This window comes from Flavobacterium sp. 9AF, assembly GCF_902506265.1.
Lineage (GTDB): Bacteria > Bacteroidota > Bacteroidia > Flavobacteriales > Flavobacteriaceae > Flavobacterium.
This window is the reverse complement of sequence record NZ_LR733561.1, coordinates 68,349-85,272: the sequence shown is the minus strand read 5'-3', so window position 1 is coordinate 85,272 and position 16,924 is coordinate 68,349. Positions and strand designations below refer to the sequence as shown.

The 16,924-nt window shown below is 28.6% G+C and carries 20 protein-coding genes; 19 read left to right on the top strand and 1 reads right to left on the bottom strand.

Features of this window, described 5'->3' with window-relative positions; all coding sequences use genetic code 11:
* Positions 1 to 201: 201 nt before the first annotated feature.
* Positions 202 to 516: a hypothetical protein gene (locus tag HALO113_RS14270; RefSeq protein WP_236554732.1), complete on the bottom strand. Its 315-nt coding sequence runs from the start codon at positions 514 to 516 to the stop codon at positions 202 to 204.
* A gap of 4 nt (positions 517 to 520) precedes the next feature.
* Between HALO113_RS14270 and HALO113_RS14265 the strand changes: the two genes are divergently transcribed.
* From HALO113_RS14265 to HALO113_RS14175, 19 genes are all read left to right on the top strand, one after another.
* A complete protein-coding gene (locus HALO113_RS14265) occupies positions 521 to 1,048 on the top strand; it encodes a hypothetical protein (protein ID WP_236554730.1) in 528 nt (175 codons plus the stop codon).
* 8 nt (positions 1,049 to 1,056) lie between these two features.
* Positions 1,057 to 1,281, top strand: a complete 225-nt coding sequence (locus tag HALO113_RS14260; protein WP_159779764.1) for a hypothetical protein — start codon at positions 1,057 to 1,059, stop codon at positions 1,279 to 1,281.
* A gap of 293 nt (positions 1,282 to 1,574) precedes the next feature.
* Entirely contained in the window at positions 1,575 to 2,159 is a 585-nt protein-coding gene (locus HALO113_RS14255) for a YwqJ-related putative deaminase (RefSeq protein ID WP_159779763.1), read from the top strand.
* 3 nt (positions 2,160 to 2,162) lie between these two features.
* Positions 2,163 to 2,690 (top strand): SUKH-3 domain-containing protein, encoded by a 528-nt coding sequence (locus tag HALO113_RS14250; protein ID WP_159779762.1) that lies wholly within the window; start codon positions 2,163 to 2,165, stop codon positions 2,688 to 2,690.
* Positions 2,691 to 2,754: 64 nt separating this feature from the next.
* On the top strand, positions 2,755 to 3,519 hold the full coding sequence (locus tag HALO113_RS14245; protein ID WP_159779761.1) for a hypothetical protein: 765 nt from the start codon (positions 2,755 to 2,757) through the stop codon (positions 3,517 to 3,519).
* 23 nt (positions 3,520 to 3,542) lie between these two features.
* The gene (locus HALO113_RS14240) at positions 3,543 to 3,884 is read left to right on the top strand and encodes a hypothetical protein (RefSeq protein WP_159779760.1); all 342 of its coding nucleotides are present in this window, start codon (positions 3,543 to 3,545) and stop codon (positions 3,882 to 3,884) included.
* 81 nt (positions 3,885 to 3,965) lie between these two features.
* The gene (locus HALO113_RS14235) at positions 3,966 to 4,700 is read left to right on the top strand and encodes a hypothetical protein (RefSeq protein WP_159779759.1); all 735 of its coding nucleotides are present in this window, start codon (positions 3,966 to 3,968) and stop codon (positions 4,698 to 4,700) included.
* Entirely contained in the window at positions 4,682 to 4,981 is a 300-nt protein-coding gene (locus HALO113_RS14230) for a hypothetical protein (RefSeq protein ID WP_159779758.1), read from the top strand. The genes HALO113_RS14235 and HALO113_RS14230 overlap by 19 nt, the downstream gene beginning before the upstream one ends.
* A gap of 63 nt (positions 4,982 to 5,044) precedes the next feature.
* Positions 5,045 to 5,689, top strand: a complete 645-nt coding sequence (locus HALO113_RS14225; RefSeq protein WP_159779757.1) for a zincin-like metallopeptidase toxin domain-containing protein — start codon at positions 5,045 to 5,047, stop codon at positions 5,687 to 5,689.
* Between the two features lie 5 nt (positions 5,690 to 5,694).
* On the top strand, positions 5,695 to 6,009 hold the full coding sequence (locus HALO113_RS14220; protein WP_159779756.1) for a hypothetical protein: 315 nt from the start codon (positions 5,695 to 5,697) through the stop codon (positions 6,007 to 6,009).
* Between the two features lie 68 nt (positions 6,010 to 6,077).
* Positions 6,078 to 6,761, top strand: a complete 684-nt coding sequence (locus tag HALO113_RS14215) for a hypothetical protein (protein WP_159779755.1) — start codon at positions 6,078 to 6,080, stop codon at positions 6,759 to 6,761.
* Positions 6,762 to 6,773: 12 nt separating this feature from the next.
* The gene (locus tag HALO113_RS14210) at positions 6,774 to 7,142 is read left to right on the top strand and encodes a hypothetical protein (RefSeq protein WP_159779754.1); all 369 of its coding nucleotides are present in this window, start codon (positions 6,774 to 6,776) and stop codon (positions 7,140 to 7,142) included.
* Between the two features lie 80 nt (positions 7,143 to 7,222).
* Entirely contained in the window at positions 7,223 to 7,864 is a 642-nt protein-coding gene (locus tag HALO113_RS14205; protein ID WP_159779753.1) for a zincin-like metallopeptidase toxin domain-containing protein, read from the top strand.
* On the top strand, positions 7,864 to 8,169 hold the full coding sequence (locus HALO113_RS14200; RefSeq protein ID WP_159779752.1) for a hypothetical protein: 306 nt from the start codon (positions 7,864 to 7,866) through the stop codon (positions 8,167 to 8,169). The genes HALO113_RS14205 and HALO113_RS14200 overlap by 1 nt, the downstream gene beginning before the upstream one ends.
* A 468-nt stretch (positions 8,170 to 8,637) precedes the next feature.
* Positions 8,638 to 8,907 carry a hypothetical protein gene (locus tag HALO113_RS14195; protein WP_159779751.1) on the top strand — a complete coding sequence of 90 codons (270 nt, stop codon included), beginning with the start codon at positions 8,638 to 8,640 and terminating at the stop codon, positions 8,905 to 8,907.
* A gap of 2 nt (positions 8,908 to 8,909) precedes the next feature.
* Positions 8,910 to 9,245 carry a hypothetical protein gene (locus HALO113_RS14190; protein WP_159779750.1) on the top strand — a complete coding sequence of 112 codons (336 nt, stop codon included), beginning with the start codon at positions 8,910 to 8,912 and terminating at the stop codon, positions 9,243 to 9,245.
* Positions 9,246 to 9,863: 618 nt separating this feature from the next.
* On the top strand, positions 9,864 to 13,916 hold the full coding sequence (locus HALO113_RS14185) for a hypothetical protein (RefSeq protein WP_201297658.1): 4,053 nt from the start codon (positions 9,864 to 9,866) through the stop codon (positions 13,914 to 13,916).
* Positions 13,913 to 14,284 (top strand): nucleotidyltransferase domain-containing protein, encoded by a 372-nt coding sequence (locus HALO113_RS14180; protein WP_159779749.1) that lies wholly within the window; start codon positions 13,913 to 13,915, stop codon positions 14,282 to 14,284. The genes HALO113_RS14185 and HALO113_RS14180 overlap by 4 nt, the downstream gene beginning before the upstream one ends.
* On the top strand, positions 14,268 to 16,922 hold the full coding sequence (locus HALO113_RS14175; protein ID WP_159779748.1) for a hypothetical protein: 2,655 nt from the start codon (positions 14,268 to 14,270) through the stop codon (positions 16,920 to 16,922). The genes HALO113_RS14180 and HALO113_RS14175 overlap by 17 nt, the downstream gene beginning before the upstream one ends.
* The last annotated feature ends 2 nt before the right edge of the window (positions 16,923 to 16,924 follow it).

Here is a 16,924-nt window from a genome sequence, read left to right as displayed (position 1 = left end):
ATTAGTGAAGGGTTTAAATTTGATGATATAATAAATAATATTCCAAATAAAGAAAAAATCAAATTTTCAAATGAGGAAATTTATATTTACTTATCAAAATTTAAGAATTTTATGGAAGATAAAAAATTTGGTTTATTAATAGAAAGTTAGTTCCTCAAAGAAATAACGTTCGATAAATATTAAAAAGAGGTTGCCATTGCATTAATGACAATCTCTATTTAATTTAAACAAAAAATCTAAAAACATAAAACCGTTATTAGATGATTTCTTAACGTTCCTTAAGAGTATTTTTGCTAGAGCCCAAGACTTTTTATCAACTTTCTCAAAAGTTGTTAAAGAAACCTTTGAAAAACAAGGTATTGAGATTAAAGAAGTTCCTAAAAGTCCAGTACTAGCTTCAGTAGAAGGTGCCATAAAAACACTCATAGAAAAAGGAGAGTATGTTTTAATAAAAAACGGCAAAGAGATTTTTAGAGGAACAAAAGAAGAGGTGGAAGCGATAGCTAAAAAACTCAAAGGGATGAGTGATGATGTGGCTGAAAAGTATTTGGATGAATTAATAGAAACTAAAAAACTAGATGATTTTATTAATGCTAAAGATTATAAATTCAGAAAATTGGGATTAAGATTTCAACATTCTTTTAAAAATTTTAAAACAGGTATGAAGGAAATTAATCACTATATTATTGATTCCAATGGTAAGAAAATATTACAAGGGACTTCCTCGATTGATAAAGAAGGCATATTATTTAATGTTTTTGATGTTTCATTCGATTATAAAGGTCAGGACATTTCAAAAGCGATGTATGAGTTAATTAAAAAATATAATTTTGAAAAAATAGAATGTAGTTTTCCTGCTAAATCAATGAAAGATAACTATGACGCTTTTATGAAAGTCTATAAAAATGTATTAGATAATAAGGTAGAAGCAGCTTTAAGTACTCCAGCTGGAAAATCAATTACTAAAATTTTTGAGAACAAATTTAAACCAACAAATATTACTATCACTGAGGGTAAAAATGTGAATATGTATTGGGAAAAAAAATAAAAAATATTATGAAAAAAATAGCGATTAATCGTAAAGAAAATAGTATCAACATACTAAAAGTGCTTAAGTTTTTGTATAGAGATGGGACCGAAATCAATTCTCTTGAAGATGTTTCTAAATTTTTTAATTTATATGAAGAATATGATAAAATTGAAATTGAAATTTCAGATGAGATTCTTCAGGAAATAAAAGATGATTTAAATTTTTTAAATGTAATCTATTATATTGTTTAAAAATAAAATGTTAAATAATAATTGAACTATAAAAACGCTTTAAGAAATTAAGGCGTTTTTTACTTTTATTAGATGATTTCTTAACGTTCCTTAAGAGTATTTTTGCTAGAGCCAAAGACTTTTTAGCTACTTTCCCAAAAGCGGTTAGAGATACCTTTCAAAAATTTGGTGTTGAAATTAGAGAAGTTCCTAAAAGTCCAGCTTTATTTACAGGCATTCCTGTAAAAGTAAGTGATGATGTTTATGTACTAATAAAAGAAGGTAAAGAAATCTTTAGAGGTACAAAGAAAGAAGTGGAAGCTATAGCTGATAAGCTAAAAGGGATGAGTGATGATGTGGCAAGGAAGTATTTGGATGATTTGGAAGAAGCTGTAAAAAGTATCAGAAAAGGAGAATTGCCTAAAGCCACAAATCAAAGATTAAAAGAGTTAGCAGATGAGTTTTTAGAATCCATACCTAGAATGAAGGATAAAAAAGGGGCTGTTTGTGCAATTCAATTTAAAGGTGAAGTTTTTTATGGAAGAAGTTTTAAAGGATTTAATAAAGGTAAATTTCCGGATTTGCATCCAATACTTGATAAGTGGATAAAAAACAAATGGTTAGAAATGGAAAAGGGTATAGTTTCTGAAGTTATTCATCATGGAAAGTGTGCTGAAGTAGATGCCTTGAATCAACTTTTATATAGTTTGGAAAACCAATTTGGAAAACTTAATCTTGATAAAGCAAAAAATTTACTTAATAAGAACGCAATTTCAAAAGCTTTAGATGTTAATAAAGACATAAATCGTCATGGTATATTTAAAGAAGCTTGTAAAAGTTGTAATCCAATGTTGGAATACTTTAATATAATTGAAGACTTAACAGAATTAAAAATATAAAAAATGAGTTTTACAAAAGAAATGGAAAATCACCTAAAAACTATGGGATGGTATCCAAACAGAAAGATAACGACCTATGATGAATTTATGGAGAGATATAATTATCCAGAATTTATTAGAGAATTCATCAGAGAGTATGGTGGGTTAAAAATTTTAGAACTTCTCGATAAGAAAGATTCAAACGTTGTAAATAGAACGTCATTAAATCCATTAGATTCAGATGGAATGGATTCAGATTCAGTTGCAGAAGATTGGGCAACAGATTTAGGAAGAAAACTTTATGTTATTGGACTATATTCCCCTGAAAATTTTGATATTGCTGTAGATGCTAATGGTGCTGTGTATTTTTTAGGCCAGGATTGTTATTGCTTAGGTAAAAATATTTATCAAGGTTTAGAAAGTATTATTCGTATTGATCAATGGTCTTCAATACAGTTAGATGCAACAGATCCAACTTCGGGTTTATGGTATATCTCCAAAGATAAAACAGTAGACTTTGATACTTACGAATTTAAGTATAGAACTTTTTAAAATTTAAAGCTGTCTTCGGGCAGCTTTTTTAATGTTTAAAACCAAAAAGTAGTAATTATTATCTTTGACTGGAGAATTAACCGTTGCCATAAAAGGAGGTTTACGCAAAAGTGCCAAAGAAGTTCTAGAACATACTGATGATGTAAAGAAAGAGTTAGATAATCTGGTTATTGAAGAAAATAATGTAAAAAGAAGACTAACCTCAACTGAAAAAATAGATGTTATTGAGCATTTGGAGAATTTAGGTGGAAATGCACCAGTTTCTTCAATAGTAGTAACAAAAGATCCTATAAGAGTAAAAGCATTTATTGAAGGATTAGCTAGATTAGAAAAAATTAAAATAGACAATCCATTTGATTATATAAAAGAAGCTATGCCATATTTTAATCATAAAGCAATAGGTAATGAAATAATACAAATAGGAGATGAAAATTGCGCACTTACAAGTGAAGTTATTGTTAAATTCTTTAAAACAGGTAAAATTGAAAGCGCAATTCCTTCACCTATGCTTGGAACTGATTTAGTTGCAAAAAAGTTTGGCGGTGGTAGTTTTATTCCTTCAACAATTTCTAGAATGGAACTATTGATTCAAGAAGGAGAAATTATAATAATACGTGGGGTTTTCAAAAAAATTACATATAAAAACACAAATAAATTTTCGTCTTATGGTCATTACTTTGTGGGCATTAAAAAGCAAGGAAAAATACATTTATTAGATGGTCAAACGGGAGAGAATGTTATTTTTGAACAGACAAGAAAAGTGCAAGATTTCATTAATGGCAGGTATAAAAAAGGAGAGGGATGGTTTGAATATTTAAAAGTAAGATAAAAATAAATTAAAACAAAAACATTATGCTGACAGAACAAGAAATGCTACAAATTGGTGAGCAATATTTAAAGAGATTAGAAAAGGATAGTAATATTGAAATGATGTTTTATGCTGAGGAAACAATTAAAAAATCTTATGGGAATATTTATTACTTTGATTCTAAAGAATATCTTCTAAATGGAAATTCAGATAAAGAGTTAGCAAATAAAGTTCCATTTTTAGTAGAGAAAGAAACAGGAAGAGTGGTTAATTTTGGTACTTTAGGTACTATCGAAAATCAACTAATAGCTTATGAAAATGGTACATTAAATCCAACTTTAACACGTTATTGGTATCCTGAAGAAGATAGGTTTGATTACAAATAAAATTTTAACAAATAAAACGAATAAAGCTACTTTCGAGTAGCTTTTTTTATGCTCAATAAATAGCAATTACAATTATTATCTTTGGGAGGTGAGTTAACGGCAGCCATCAAAGGAGGTTTACGCAAAAGTGCCAAAGAAGTTCTAGAACATACTGATGAGTTAAAGAAAAAGTTAGACAATCTCGTTATAGAAGAAAATAACTTAAAAAGAAAACTAACCAATGATGAGATTGATGATTTTTTTAAGCATTTGGATGAGGTTGCTGGTTTTAAAAAAGCAATAAATCAATACAGAAAAATAGTTTATTCTAAAGGACTTAGGGGTGAAGCAAATTTAACTCTAAAACAAAAAAATGAAATTTTAGAATATGCAAAAAAATATAATATTGATGAAAAAAATATTGATTTTAAGGATGGAATTTCTGATCATGAAACAGGTTATTCTTTAATGTTTGGGTTAGATAGATTAGTTATAAATACAGATGTTATGCCAGGTAAGTTTAATACAGCTAATTCAAGGTTAAGTTGGAGGGCAGCTATTGCTCATGAATTGGAAGGACACCGTTTAGCTGCCTTAAATAACAAAACTTTTTTTGATTCAAATTTATCAGGAAGTCAAAATAATTTATTAGAAGAAATGCAAGCAAGTATTAGAGCAAGTAAACATGGAAAAGATTTAAATAAGGTTGACCGTTTAGATTTATTAGATGACGCTTTAGAAAGATTTAAAAGTCATAAAGATATATTAAAAGGAAGTAAATATGAAAACTATAATTTCGAACAAATAACACAATTATTATGGATTACAAAAAATTAAAAATAATACAATTAGACAAATTAAATGATAATGTAATAGTAGGAGTAAATTTTAGAGATGAAAACACTAAACTAAAAGCTATTGATAAAGATAAATCATTTTTTTTAGACGAATTTAAAAATAAGAAAATTAGAATTGAAGGAAGTAATTATTCAAAAGAAGCTAATATTATTGATATAGAAGTGTCATCAAATATTGCTGAGATGAAAATGATACATTTTTTAACAGATTTAAAATCAATAGATGAGATAAAAGAAAACGATAATGTAGAAGTTTTATAAGCTTACAAAACCACCCGAAGGTGGTTTTTTTATACTTTATAATTAGCTCTTCAAATCTTATCTTTGGGAGGAGAATTAACCCTTGCCATAAAAGGAGGTTTACGCAAAAGTGCCAAAGAAGTTCTAGAACATGCTGATGATGTAAAGAAAACCGCAAAAAATGCAGATGAAGCTAAACAAATAGATGAGGTAATTGAGCATTTGGATGGAATGGCAAAATCAGGTATTCCAATGTCTCCACCAGGCGGAAAAGGGTTTTTAGGAGGTCAAAAATTATCAAGGCAAGAAATAAAATTATGGATTAATAAAATTGATAAAATCAGTAATGGCAAAGCAGCATTAAGAATTATTGATGAAACTGACAACTTACTTGCTGGTAAACAAGCAGGGTTTAACCCATTTACTCAAGAAATATTTCTTAAAAAAGGTTTCACTGAATATGAAATTTTTCACGAATTTTCACATCTTGAAGAATTTATAAAACTAGGAAAAGATAACTATATAAAAGGCATGAAAGTAATAAGTGGCAATTTAGAGTTAGACCTTATTAGAACCTACAAGCGTGAAATGTATGTATATAACAAAATTTTAGAAAATGGGAATAAGTTCAATAAAAAAGAATTATTACATGCTTACGAAAAAAATATTTTACCTGTATTAAAAGATTTAAAAGGAGCAGGAGTAGATGTTAACAAAATAAAATTATAAAAATTATGACAAAAGATCAAATACTAGAAAAAGTTAAAAAGAATATGAAATCTATTGATTTAGAATATGATCTAGATATAGGAATTAAATGTTGGGATAAAGAAGTTGAAGAAGATTTAGATGGATCAATGCGTGAAACATATGTAGTGAGATTCAAAACCTTGGACACTAACGTAAAGTACAACGATAAAGGTGAGCTAATATCATTAATAGAGGGTTTTTATTGTAGTTGTTATGTAGATGCAAAAACTTTTGAAATTCTTTATTATACCACTCCTCACGGATATAGACTTCCAGATGGGAGTTATATTAGATTGTAGTATTTTTTCTCAAACCACCTTCGGGTGGTTTTTTTGTGCTTACTAAATAGTAATTGTAATTATTATCTTTGACTGGAGAATTAACCGTTGCTATAAAAGGAGGTTTACGCAAAAGTGCCAAAGAAGTTCTAGAACATACTGATGATGTAAAGAAAGAGTTAGATAATCTGGTTATTGAAGAAAATAATGTAAAAAGAAGACTAACTCAAGCTGAAAAAGCAGATGTTATTGAGCATTTGGAAGATGTTGCAGGAGAAACTAATGAATTATTTAGAAAAATAGATGAATTATTTGATTTATCAGGAGGTAGATTATTAACAAAAAAAGAGTTAGACTTATTAAAAGATTTTCTTTGGCAAAAGTATAAAGTTAGAGTTAAACTAGTTGATATTGACCATTCTTTAAAAAATAAGTTAACAGATTGGAACAAAAGAAATGTTTTAGGTAGCTTTAGACAAGGACCTCCACCAGAATTATTTTTACGTTCAAAAAATGCTTCTGAATTAACTGTTTTCCATGAGATGGTTCATCTAAAATATTGGTTTGATAAAAAACCTAAAGTTCATTTTGTACAAGAAGAAATAATTGTTTGGGAAGAAATATGGAAATCAAAAAATAAATGGACTCAAAAAGAATTGTTTGATTCTTATATTTATGTTCAAGATTTAGTTGTTGAAGCAAATAAAAAAGGTTCTAAGATTAAATTTGATTTAAATTATGAAATGGAAGGATTAAAATTTATTTATAGATAAAATTAATAAAAAATGATATACAAAAAACAAGAAATAGTTGATATCGCTATTAAAACTATGAAAGATATCGGATGGGGCTATAATTCTAATTTAGAAATTGAACCAATTTTTAAAAGTATTGACGAACAGTTAGAAAATTTAAAAAAAATTGATGAAGCAGGTTTTTTGCCTAAAGAAATAAAATACGAACAAGCAGTAAAGAACATAAAACCTTATTGGATTGTTGGATTTGATTTTGAAGAAGAATCAAAGATTGAAAATAATCATATCTTTTTAGAAATTTCGGATTTAAATGGTGAACCATTTTTTATAAAACATAAACAATCTGGAATGAAAATACAAAAAAATAATGAAGGAAAGTATTTTACAATACTTGAATAAATATTTAGATATAAAACTTCAAAGCTACTTTCGAGTAGCTTTTTTTATGCCCAATAAAATAGCACTTACAATTATTATCTTTGAAAGCTGAGTTAACGGCAGCCATAAAAGGAGGTTTACGCAAAAGTGCCAAAGAAGTTCTAGAACATGCTGATGATGTAAAGAAAACCGCAAAAAATGCAGATGAAGCTAAACAAATTGATGAGGTAATTGAGCATTTGGAGGATGTTGCAGAGATTGATTTTATGGTTTCTAGAAAAATTGGTAATTTAGGAGGTAAAATATTAACAGCTTCTCAGATTAGACAATTAAGAAGTTTTTTAAAACAAAAAGGAATTCATTTAATTGTTGAAGGAGACATAAAAAGTATTACAAAATTATTCAAGCCTATTGATGAGTTTAAAAATATAGATGAATTATTTTATGCAATGAGAGCAAAAGGATTTCCTGGAGGATTTAACGCACACACTAAACAATTTTATTTAAGTAAAAACGCAACAGAAATAGTTCAATTTCATGAGCTAGCTCATTTGAAACACTATGAAGAATTAGGAGAAGCTTATTTATCATTATCAAGATTAGAAAAAGAAACTTATGTCTGGAAAGAAATTTTCGCTAACAAAAGCAAATGGACAAAACCAGAATTACAAGACGCTTTAAATTACATTAACAAGATAAGAGTTAGAGAATATGGATTAGACCCATTAAAAATTAAAATATAATGAAACATACAGAAAAACAAATTTTAGAAATAACCAAAAAAACACTTAAAGGAATTTTTAAAGATTTATATAAAGAATCCGATATTGAAAAAATAGTTTTTGAAAAGAATGAAGAATTAATTAGGGGGAAAAATACTGGCAAAAACCATCCTTGTTGGGTAGCTATAATTAAGTCTTTATTTGATAGTGTAGATTTTTTAGTGATTTCAGATGAGACAGGTGAACCACTATACATTCAAGGCAAATACACTACTTCAGAAATTGAAAAAGATCAAGAGGGAAATTATTATAGAAAAGAAAATTAATTTCAAAGCCACCTTCGGGTGGTTTTTTTATACTCAATAAATAGCACTTACAATTATTATCTTTGTTAGTATAGTTTAACAGCGGCCATAAAAGGAGGTTTACGCAAAAGTGCCAAAGAAGTTCTAGAACATACTGATGATGTAAAGAAAACCGCAAAAAATGCAGATGAAGCTAAACAAATTGATGAGGTAATTGAACATCTATATCAATATTTTGATGTAATTAGTTCTTCAAAAATTATTTATAAAGAAACTAGAGGATTAGAAAAAATTTATCTTGAAGGTGGAAGATTATTTGAATTTGAGAAAAAAGTAAAATATCTTGATGAATTTGAAAGAAAAAAGTTTGAAATTTTTGTTCAACATGATAGAATCATAGATAAAAACGGTAAACTATTTGACACTAATGGGAGTATTGAAATTGGACTTGAAGGCGAAAATATTGTTTCAAACAAATCAATATATGTAATGTCGGAAACTGGGGAAATATATATTTCTAAGAGTAATGAAATTGGTAAATTTCACCATTCTAGTTTCTTATCTGGGAGTAAGATAGCAGCTGCAGGAGATATTATAATTGAAAATGGAATTATTAAACAAATCACTAATCATAGTGGTCATTACAGGCCTATTTTTGAAAATGTTAAAAAAAACATGTTAAAAGAACTATCGGAAAGAGGTTATTTTTCAACAGGAAATAATATAGTAGAAAATTTAATTTTTAAACAAGCATTTTAATTATGGAAGAAAAAAAGTTAGAGACAGCAATTCATAATGCAATATTTAATAAAGATGTTAAAGGTATTAAAAAAATAAAAGATTTTTATAAAGATGCCATAGAAGATATTGATTTATCTAATTTAAAAATTGATTATATTGAAGATCAAAAAGTGGTTTTTGAATGGATATTGGAAAATCCTGATTATAATTTTAATGCTTTATTTGATGGATATTTTTCTCAATTTTATACCAATCAAGAATTATATGACTATTTTAAAGTTTATACCAAAAAACTAATTTTTATGTTAGAAAAATATAATAAAAAAGACTACTTAATTAAAATATCAGAATTATAAAGTAGAAATCCGCCTTAGGGCGGATTTTTTTATTCAAAAAAACGAACATTGACAATTATCTTTGACTGGAGAATTAACCGTTGCCATAAAAGGAGGTTTACGCAAAAGTACCACTATACATCTTGCTCTTAGTAAGTATAAAATCTTCATTTTGTTTGTCTTTTGTTCTATTAAAAGATAAACGAGGGTTAAATCATTACAGATTGATACCTCTTTTCTATTGCATTGAATAAGAACTCTCTCTTTTATCGTTTTGAAAATCAAAGCCTTACTTTATTAAACCGTTTTTTAAAACATAATAACTAAGTACTTTTTGGTCTATATAAGTTCTAACTTTCTCTTAAATACGGACTCATTAGGATTACAATTTTATTAAAAACATCGAATATTTTCTCTGTTATATAAAAACAAATAGTTTATTTTCCTTTATAATAAGATAATATTCAAATAAATATAAAATAATTAGATTTTTTTCTTTGTTTTATTTGTATAATAGAATATTTTCTTTTATATTTGCATTATAATTGATTATAAGCTTCAATTATTAAGAATATATTCTTTATTTAGAAGGTTGCGCAGCCAGATAAATACACTTTTTTAAAAATTTAATTAATAAACATGAGCACAGAAAACAAAAACACACTTTTTAGATTTGTTTCGATGAGATCACCACAATTGGCTGATGAAGAAAAACAAAATGATAGATTTATCTTTAGAGAAAAAAATATTCCTTCAGGAGTATTTGATATAGTAAAAGATAAAACTTTTAAATGGAATGAATTAAAGCAAATTGCTAAAACTTTTACTCCATTAACAATACAAGAAATAAAAGCTGTAAATGCAAAGCTAACCGAGTTATCAATATGGATTGCTAAAAACCGTTTGTCTTTTGATACTAACGATTTAACTCAAAAAATGGCGGGTGTAAATGCAATAACGGATTTAAATGTTTTATCTAATCTTTGGGATAATCTTTTTTATCAAACGGTAACTCAAAGCGATTTTTATGCTAAAGAGAGATTACTTCAATTGTTACAAGCCAATCATTTAGTCGTAAAATTTAATGGTGATGAAGTACTAACAAAAACATTAGTAAATGCAAAAGTTGTCTTACCAAAAGCCTTATTTGTTGAAGACAATGCCATTGCTTCTGAAAGTGGTGTAGCTAAAATGATGGCTTCAGAAGAAGTGATTAAAAAAACATATCCACAAGAGGAGATGATAAAACAGCAAGTAATTGCACAGACTGAGTATGAAAATGGAAGATATCAAAAATTAGAAAACGAATTAAAAGCGATAAGCAAGAATTTTCAGAAAGAATATAATAGTGCATTGTCGTTAGCCGAAAAAAATCATGAAGATATTGTAAAACCTATTTTAGAACAGTATAAAAATGATTTAGAAAGTGCAAAAAAGGATTGGTGTGCTATAAAAGATCCTAATGTAGTTTATGATCCTAAAGATCCATGTAATCAACCACCAACTGTTCCTACTCCTATAATTCCAGAATTTGAGTTCAATTTTAGAGATCCATTAGATTTAAAAGAATTAGAAGCTAGATTAACCCCTGAAAGTTTTGAAGCTTTATTGGAAATAACAGGCAAATATTCTGAAGTTGTAGATACTAATGTAAAAGAACGACTTATTCAACCTAGTGTATTAACATTATCTGACGATTATAATGATTTCAATGAATTAACAGGTTATATATCATCTAATATAGCAACCAATAATGAAATTATTTCATCTAATACTTCTTCATCTGAGAATACTCTTGTAAGTGTGGGAGGAATATTAATACCTCTTGTTATACCTGTTCCAACGACACTTTTTGGATTTCAAATTTGTTCAAAACCAGTTAGTAAAACCTTAATGGGGTCGATTGCTAGATATAATTCAGATTTGTCTATTGCAGTGCCAGACGATACTTGGAATGTAGCAAGTTTTAATTATTCTTTAGTAAGATCTGATGGAAATAATTATGCGAATCATGGACAAAATACGTATGCCTTATCTAGAATAGGAAATACTATTTTCTTTAAAAATATGGCAATAGGACTTCCATTATTAGCTGAAGAAAGTTTATTGCAATCATTTAGCGGGGAAATTACTTTTACGAATGGAGTGGTTAAAAAGTTTTCAATTCCTGAATTTAAATTGAGTTTGTGTTCATCAGGAACATTAATAACATCATTAGACGAAGGAGATAATGGAGATGACACCCAATTAGGTAGTGGAAATGAATCTCCTTTTATTCCAAGTGGATTTGGAGTGAAACAATTGGGAATTGCAGACTATAAAAAAGTAGAGCAGAGTACACAATGCTATGTTGAAGGTGACGTTGCCCATATCGAGAACATTATGGCTCGTGAATATAAGGAAAAAGCCACGAGAAGGTTACGAAGAAGTGAGAATACCGTTACTACCTCTTCAGAAACAGAAAGAGAACATTTAACAGACACAAGCAGTACTTCAAGATTTGATATGCAAAGCGAAGTGGCTAAAGTATTACAAGAAAGTAAAGATTTTAGTGCATTTGCAAATTTTAATGGGAGTTTTAAAGCTTTTGGAAGTGAAATTGGTTTTTCAACAGGAGTAAATTATGCCACTCATAATTCAAAAGAAGAAAGTACTAGACAAGCTGTAACACAAGCAAAGGAAATTACAGAATCTGCTTTAGACAGAATTGTTAGTAAAGTTAAAGAGGAACGAATTAATAAGATTGTTGAAGAATTTGAAGAAAATAACAAACATGGTTTTGATAACACAAAAGGAGATAAACATGTAGTAGGAGTATTCAGATGGGTGGATAAATTATTTAAAAATCAAATTGTAAACTATGGCAAGCGTTTGATGTTTGAATTTATGGTTCCTCAACCAGCTAAATTACACTCTTTAGGAATGCAGGAGAATAAACAACAAATGTCTTTACTTATTGAACCTGAAGATCCAAGAAAAGCATTAAATAACAATTTGGCTGATTATTCAAAAGTTACAGAAGTAACACTTAAACATTGGGCAGCAAAATACAATGTTGAGGTAACACTTGCTCCGGCAACCTACTTAAGTATTGGAAAATCATTCTCATTTACCACTCCAGAAACTATGGGAGCAGAATGGGAAGAAGTTGCAGCTGGAAATGAAGAAGTGAAATTACCAGAAGGTTATAATGCTATTGGCGTAACTGCGGATTGGTATTATCCATCTGAACCAGGTTATGGTTTGGCGGTTATTGCAGGAAGTAAAAAATTACAGAGTAAAGGAGTTTATTATCCAGTGTCGAGTTTTAATGGTGTTATTCCTATTTCATATTCCGTTATGGGACATCATTCTGGAAGTGTAAATGTGGAAATAAAATGCGAATTAACAAGTGAAGCAAGAAAAAAATGGCAACAAGAAACATTTAAAGCTATTATAGATGCTTATGAAGATGCATTAACTGTTTATAACGAAAAATTGGCAGAAGAAAAAGCAACGGGTATTCAAATAAAAGGAACAAACCCAGGTTTCTATCGTGAATTTGAAAACAAGATTTTACGTAAAAACTGTATTTCCTATTTAATTGATCAAAACCCATTAGCCAAAAACACCTACGGGAAAAGTAATTTATTTAAAATTGTAGGTAATGCTACTGCTGTAGGAAATTTTGGTAATACAGAAGTAAATCTTGGAAAAGAATTAGACGATTATGCAGCGTTCGTAAAGTTTATGGAACAAGCTTTCGAATGGGATATTATGTCATATAATTTATATCCATATTATTGGGGTAATCGCTCGGAATGGGCAACGTTGTATCAATATGATGATTCTAATGATCCATTGTTTAGAAACTTCATGCAAGCGGGTATGGCAAGAGTTGTGGTTACAGTTCGTCCAGGTTTTGAAGAAGCAGTTCGTTATTATATGCAAACAGGGCAAATTTGGAATGGTGGTGAAGTACCCGTTATTGAAGATGAATTATTCATGTCTATTGTAGATGAATTAAGAGAACCTTTAGGGCAAAAAGAAGGTAAGGCTTGGATTACACGAGTTCCTACATCATTAACTATATTACAAGCAGATAGTATTGGTTTAAAAGTTGAAAAGGCACTTCCTTGCAATTGTGATGATGTAAATAGTGACACGTTCGAAGACCCAGATGCTATACCATGTAATTCGAATTTTGTTATTAGTAATTCTCAATTAAATCAAGAAGAGACTAAATTTATTGAGTTTACTTTTGAAGGGATGGACAATCGTATGTTTCAAACCATAGGAGATCACGATGCGGATAATAATTTCCCAAAAATTTATGAATGTATGGGACAAACCATAACCATAAATAGAGATGCCAATTGGTTGAGTAGTACCAGAAGTGCTGTAATTTTTAATGAATTAGCAAAACAGTTATCGTTAATTAACGGTGTTACAGCGAAAATAGCCATCTCAAACACAGGCGCAACAGATGGAATTACATTCACAATTGATACAAGTAAAATTAAAGATTTTGTGTTTACAAAACCAGGTGATGATCCTATGTTTGATACTATAAGATTAATTGTTGAAGATGATGCTTTGGTAAAAATAGGAAAGTATGATTATATAGACGCTAGAATTCAGGATAAAGCTAGAGTTCCTTTAAGTCTTCCTAGCGAAACAAACCTTTTCCCAATTTCAAGATTCCTAATATGAGTCAAGTAAAGATGGAAAGTATATGGCAGCACGAGTTAGTGTTGCCATATATTCTTAATGAATTAAGAAGAAAAATAGAAGACATTACTCCAGTAAGAAAAATTGTACTTTATGGAAGTAGAGCAAGAACACCTATTGAAAATTGGGAAAAATTAAATGGAAAAGACTGGGATGTTGTTATAATATGTGATTTTCCTATAACGAATACGCATATATGGACAAGAGATTTAAATTACCATATAGATTTATTAGTTACAACACAAGAAAAAATAAATCACTTTGAAAAACGCAATGTGCCTCTTCTTGAATTATTTCCAACAAACAAATTAGAAATAACTAAAATTAAAACTTATGGCAAACACATTTGATGAATATGATATAGAAAGCCAAAAGCTTTTGCAAGGATTGCAGTTTTTAGATTTAAAACAACAAGCAGGGTCGCTTCAAAGAACACTTCCTTTAATCAATTCAAATTCAAGCAGAAGTTTTGAAGTGATTACATTTGATAATAAATTTGGAAATCAAATAGAAAAATGTGGTGAGTATAAAGATGAATTTTATAGAAGCGCTTTAAATAGTAAAAAACTAATAGAAGATTTAAAAGTAAATTCAAATTCAGATGATTTTTTCTTTCACTATAAGGAATATACTAAAAACTTACCAACAACCACATTAATTTTAAGTGGAGATGGATTGGGACCTCGTTTGATTACTGAGCATGAACAAACTATTCCTTATCAATATGAGAATGCTCAAGGAAAAAGAGAAACCGCAGCATTAAAGATACGTTTAAATACTAGAGCTTGTAAAGTAGATTTTATCAATCCTGGATTTCGTTTTAAAATTGATGAAAAAAACGAATCTTTGAATTTTCAAATCAGTTTTATTTACACAGATGCAATTGATAAAAGAGATTTTAGTATTACTCCAGAAATTGACAATGATTATGTTTTAAATGACATGTATAAAGCAATCATTATTGAAACAGAAAAACTAAACGATTTTGTTGCTATTGTATCTCAAATTGGAAGAGAAACTTTTTTAGAAGATAAAATAACAAAGGTTTTTGCAGACAAATTAAAAAACTCAAAAGAAGCGAGTGAATTGAAATTTCTTTATGAGAACATGCCCGATTTTGCTTTAAAAAATATTTTATCCTTACTTAATGAAGAAATACTTTGGGAGCATATCAATGTTTTAACAGATTATGATGATGATGGTTTGTTTAGTGGTTGGAGAGATGGAAGTTCTGCTCTTATAAACGTTATGAAAGCGTATGGTAAATCTAACATATTATTTGATAAATTTAAAGCTAATCCAGCATTTGTAAAAAGAATTTATAAAAATTTAGATGGTAGTTCTTTTTTTGAAGAACAACAAATGAGTAATCGCATAATTTTTAGTAACCTACTATATGCTTTATGTGCTTCTAATGGTTTTAAAGAATTAACTATTACTGATAAAACTTTTTTTTATGGAGAAGAATATAAATATGATGCTAATGTAACTAGTATTGGAAATAATGAAAAAGAGGATGAGTTTTTTATTCAACAATTACGACTTATACCTTTATTTGGTGCCGATTATACACCTTTTAAAGATGAATTGCCATTAGATTATGGAGCAATGTATCATCCTTTAGAAATGGTTTATCTTCTCGATGTAGATTCAAAAGACAGTGCTCCAAAATTAGTTCCTGCCATTTACATAAAAGCACTTTCTGACGAAGTTGAAATTCAAGAAATTGAAAAAAACATTAGAATAGGTTTTGATGTTTTAGCAATTGTTTTAGGTGTTATTGCCATTGCAACAACTGGGAACCCAGGTGTTTTAGCTTTAGCAATTGCAGATGTTGGTCTTGCGACTACAGATGTTGCTGTTCAAACCTTTAAGGAAGAAATTTTACAATTAGAAGGTGGAGCAGAGTTTCTAGCAAGCTGGGAAAAAATCTATCTTGTTGGTGGAATAGTCTCAGCTGGTCCAGCAGCAATAAATGGAATATTAAAAGGAGGTGCTAAACTATTACTTCTAGCAAAAACAGCAAAAAATTTTAATGCACTTAATTTTTTAAGAGCATGTGTTTTAAAGGTGATTCTAGAAATTGAAATTGCGAGCTTTACTAAAAACACGGTAAAATTCTTTGCTAATGAGACAGAATTAATTTTAGCAACAAAAGGTGTTTTAAATGATTTGAAAGTTGGTGAGCTTTTAAAAAAAGGAGTTATAATTGTCACTGGAGAAGTAAAAACGAAACAAAAAGTAGAAGAACAAATAGCTTTAATATATAAGGATGAAGCTATTATAAGAGCTAATTCATTAGATTTCGCAAAAGCTAGTAAGGATATTATTAAAAATTTAAATCATAAAGACAAGTTTTTTGAAGTTTGTGAGAACATTATAAATAGAAGAAAAGTAATATCTTTGAAAGATGCTGAGTTATTGGGTCAAGCACCAAAATCTGGAGTAAAAATGTTATTTACTTTAATAGATGAATTGGGTAACAATATTGGGCAACTTTCCCGATCCCCTAATCGAAATGAATTATACTATAAGCTTATTCAAAAAGGAAAAGAAATTGACATAAAATGCTATATGAAATTATTAGATGACAAATACAAATTAAATGATTTGCCTATTAAAAATGGTGAACACTTGCTTTATGGGGATTTTAATATTCCAAAAGAGATCACTAATAAACTTTCAGGAATAGGACAGATTATTTATGAAGATGGATTAAAGTATTTCTTAAGAGCAAAAAAATATGGAAAAGTAGATGGAACTGTTAGTATATGGGAAAAATCGAATGCTTATACTGATTACGGTGGGCAATCTATAAACTTAAATCAGTTTTGGAAAGCATTTGATAAAGGAATGTCATATGAGCAAGCTGCTTTTGAAACCTTTGCTGGAAAACAAGCTAAAAAGTTTGGTTTTACCAAAGTAAGAACCAATATTAATCATAATATTGTTACTAGAGATAAAGTTCAAATTAATTTTTTACAATAAAA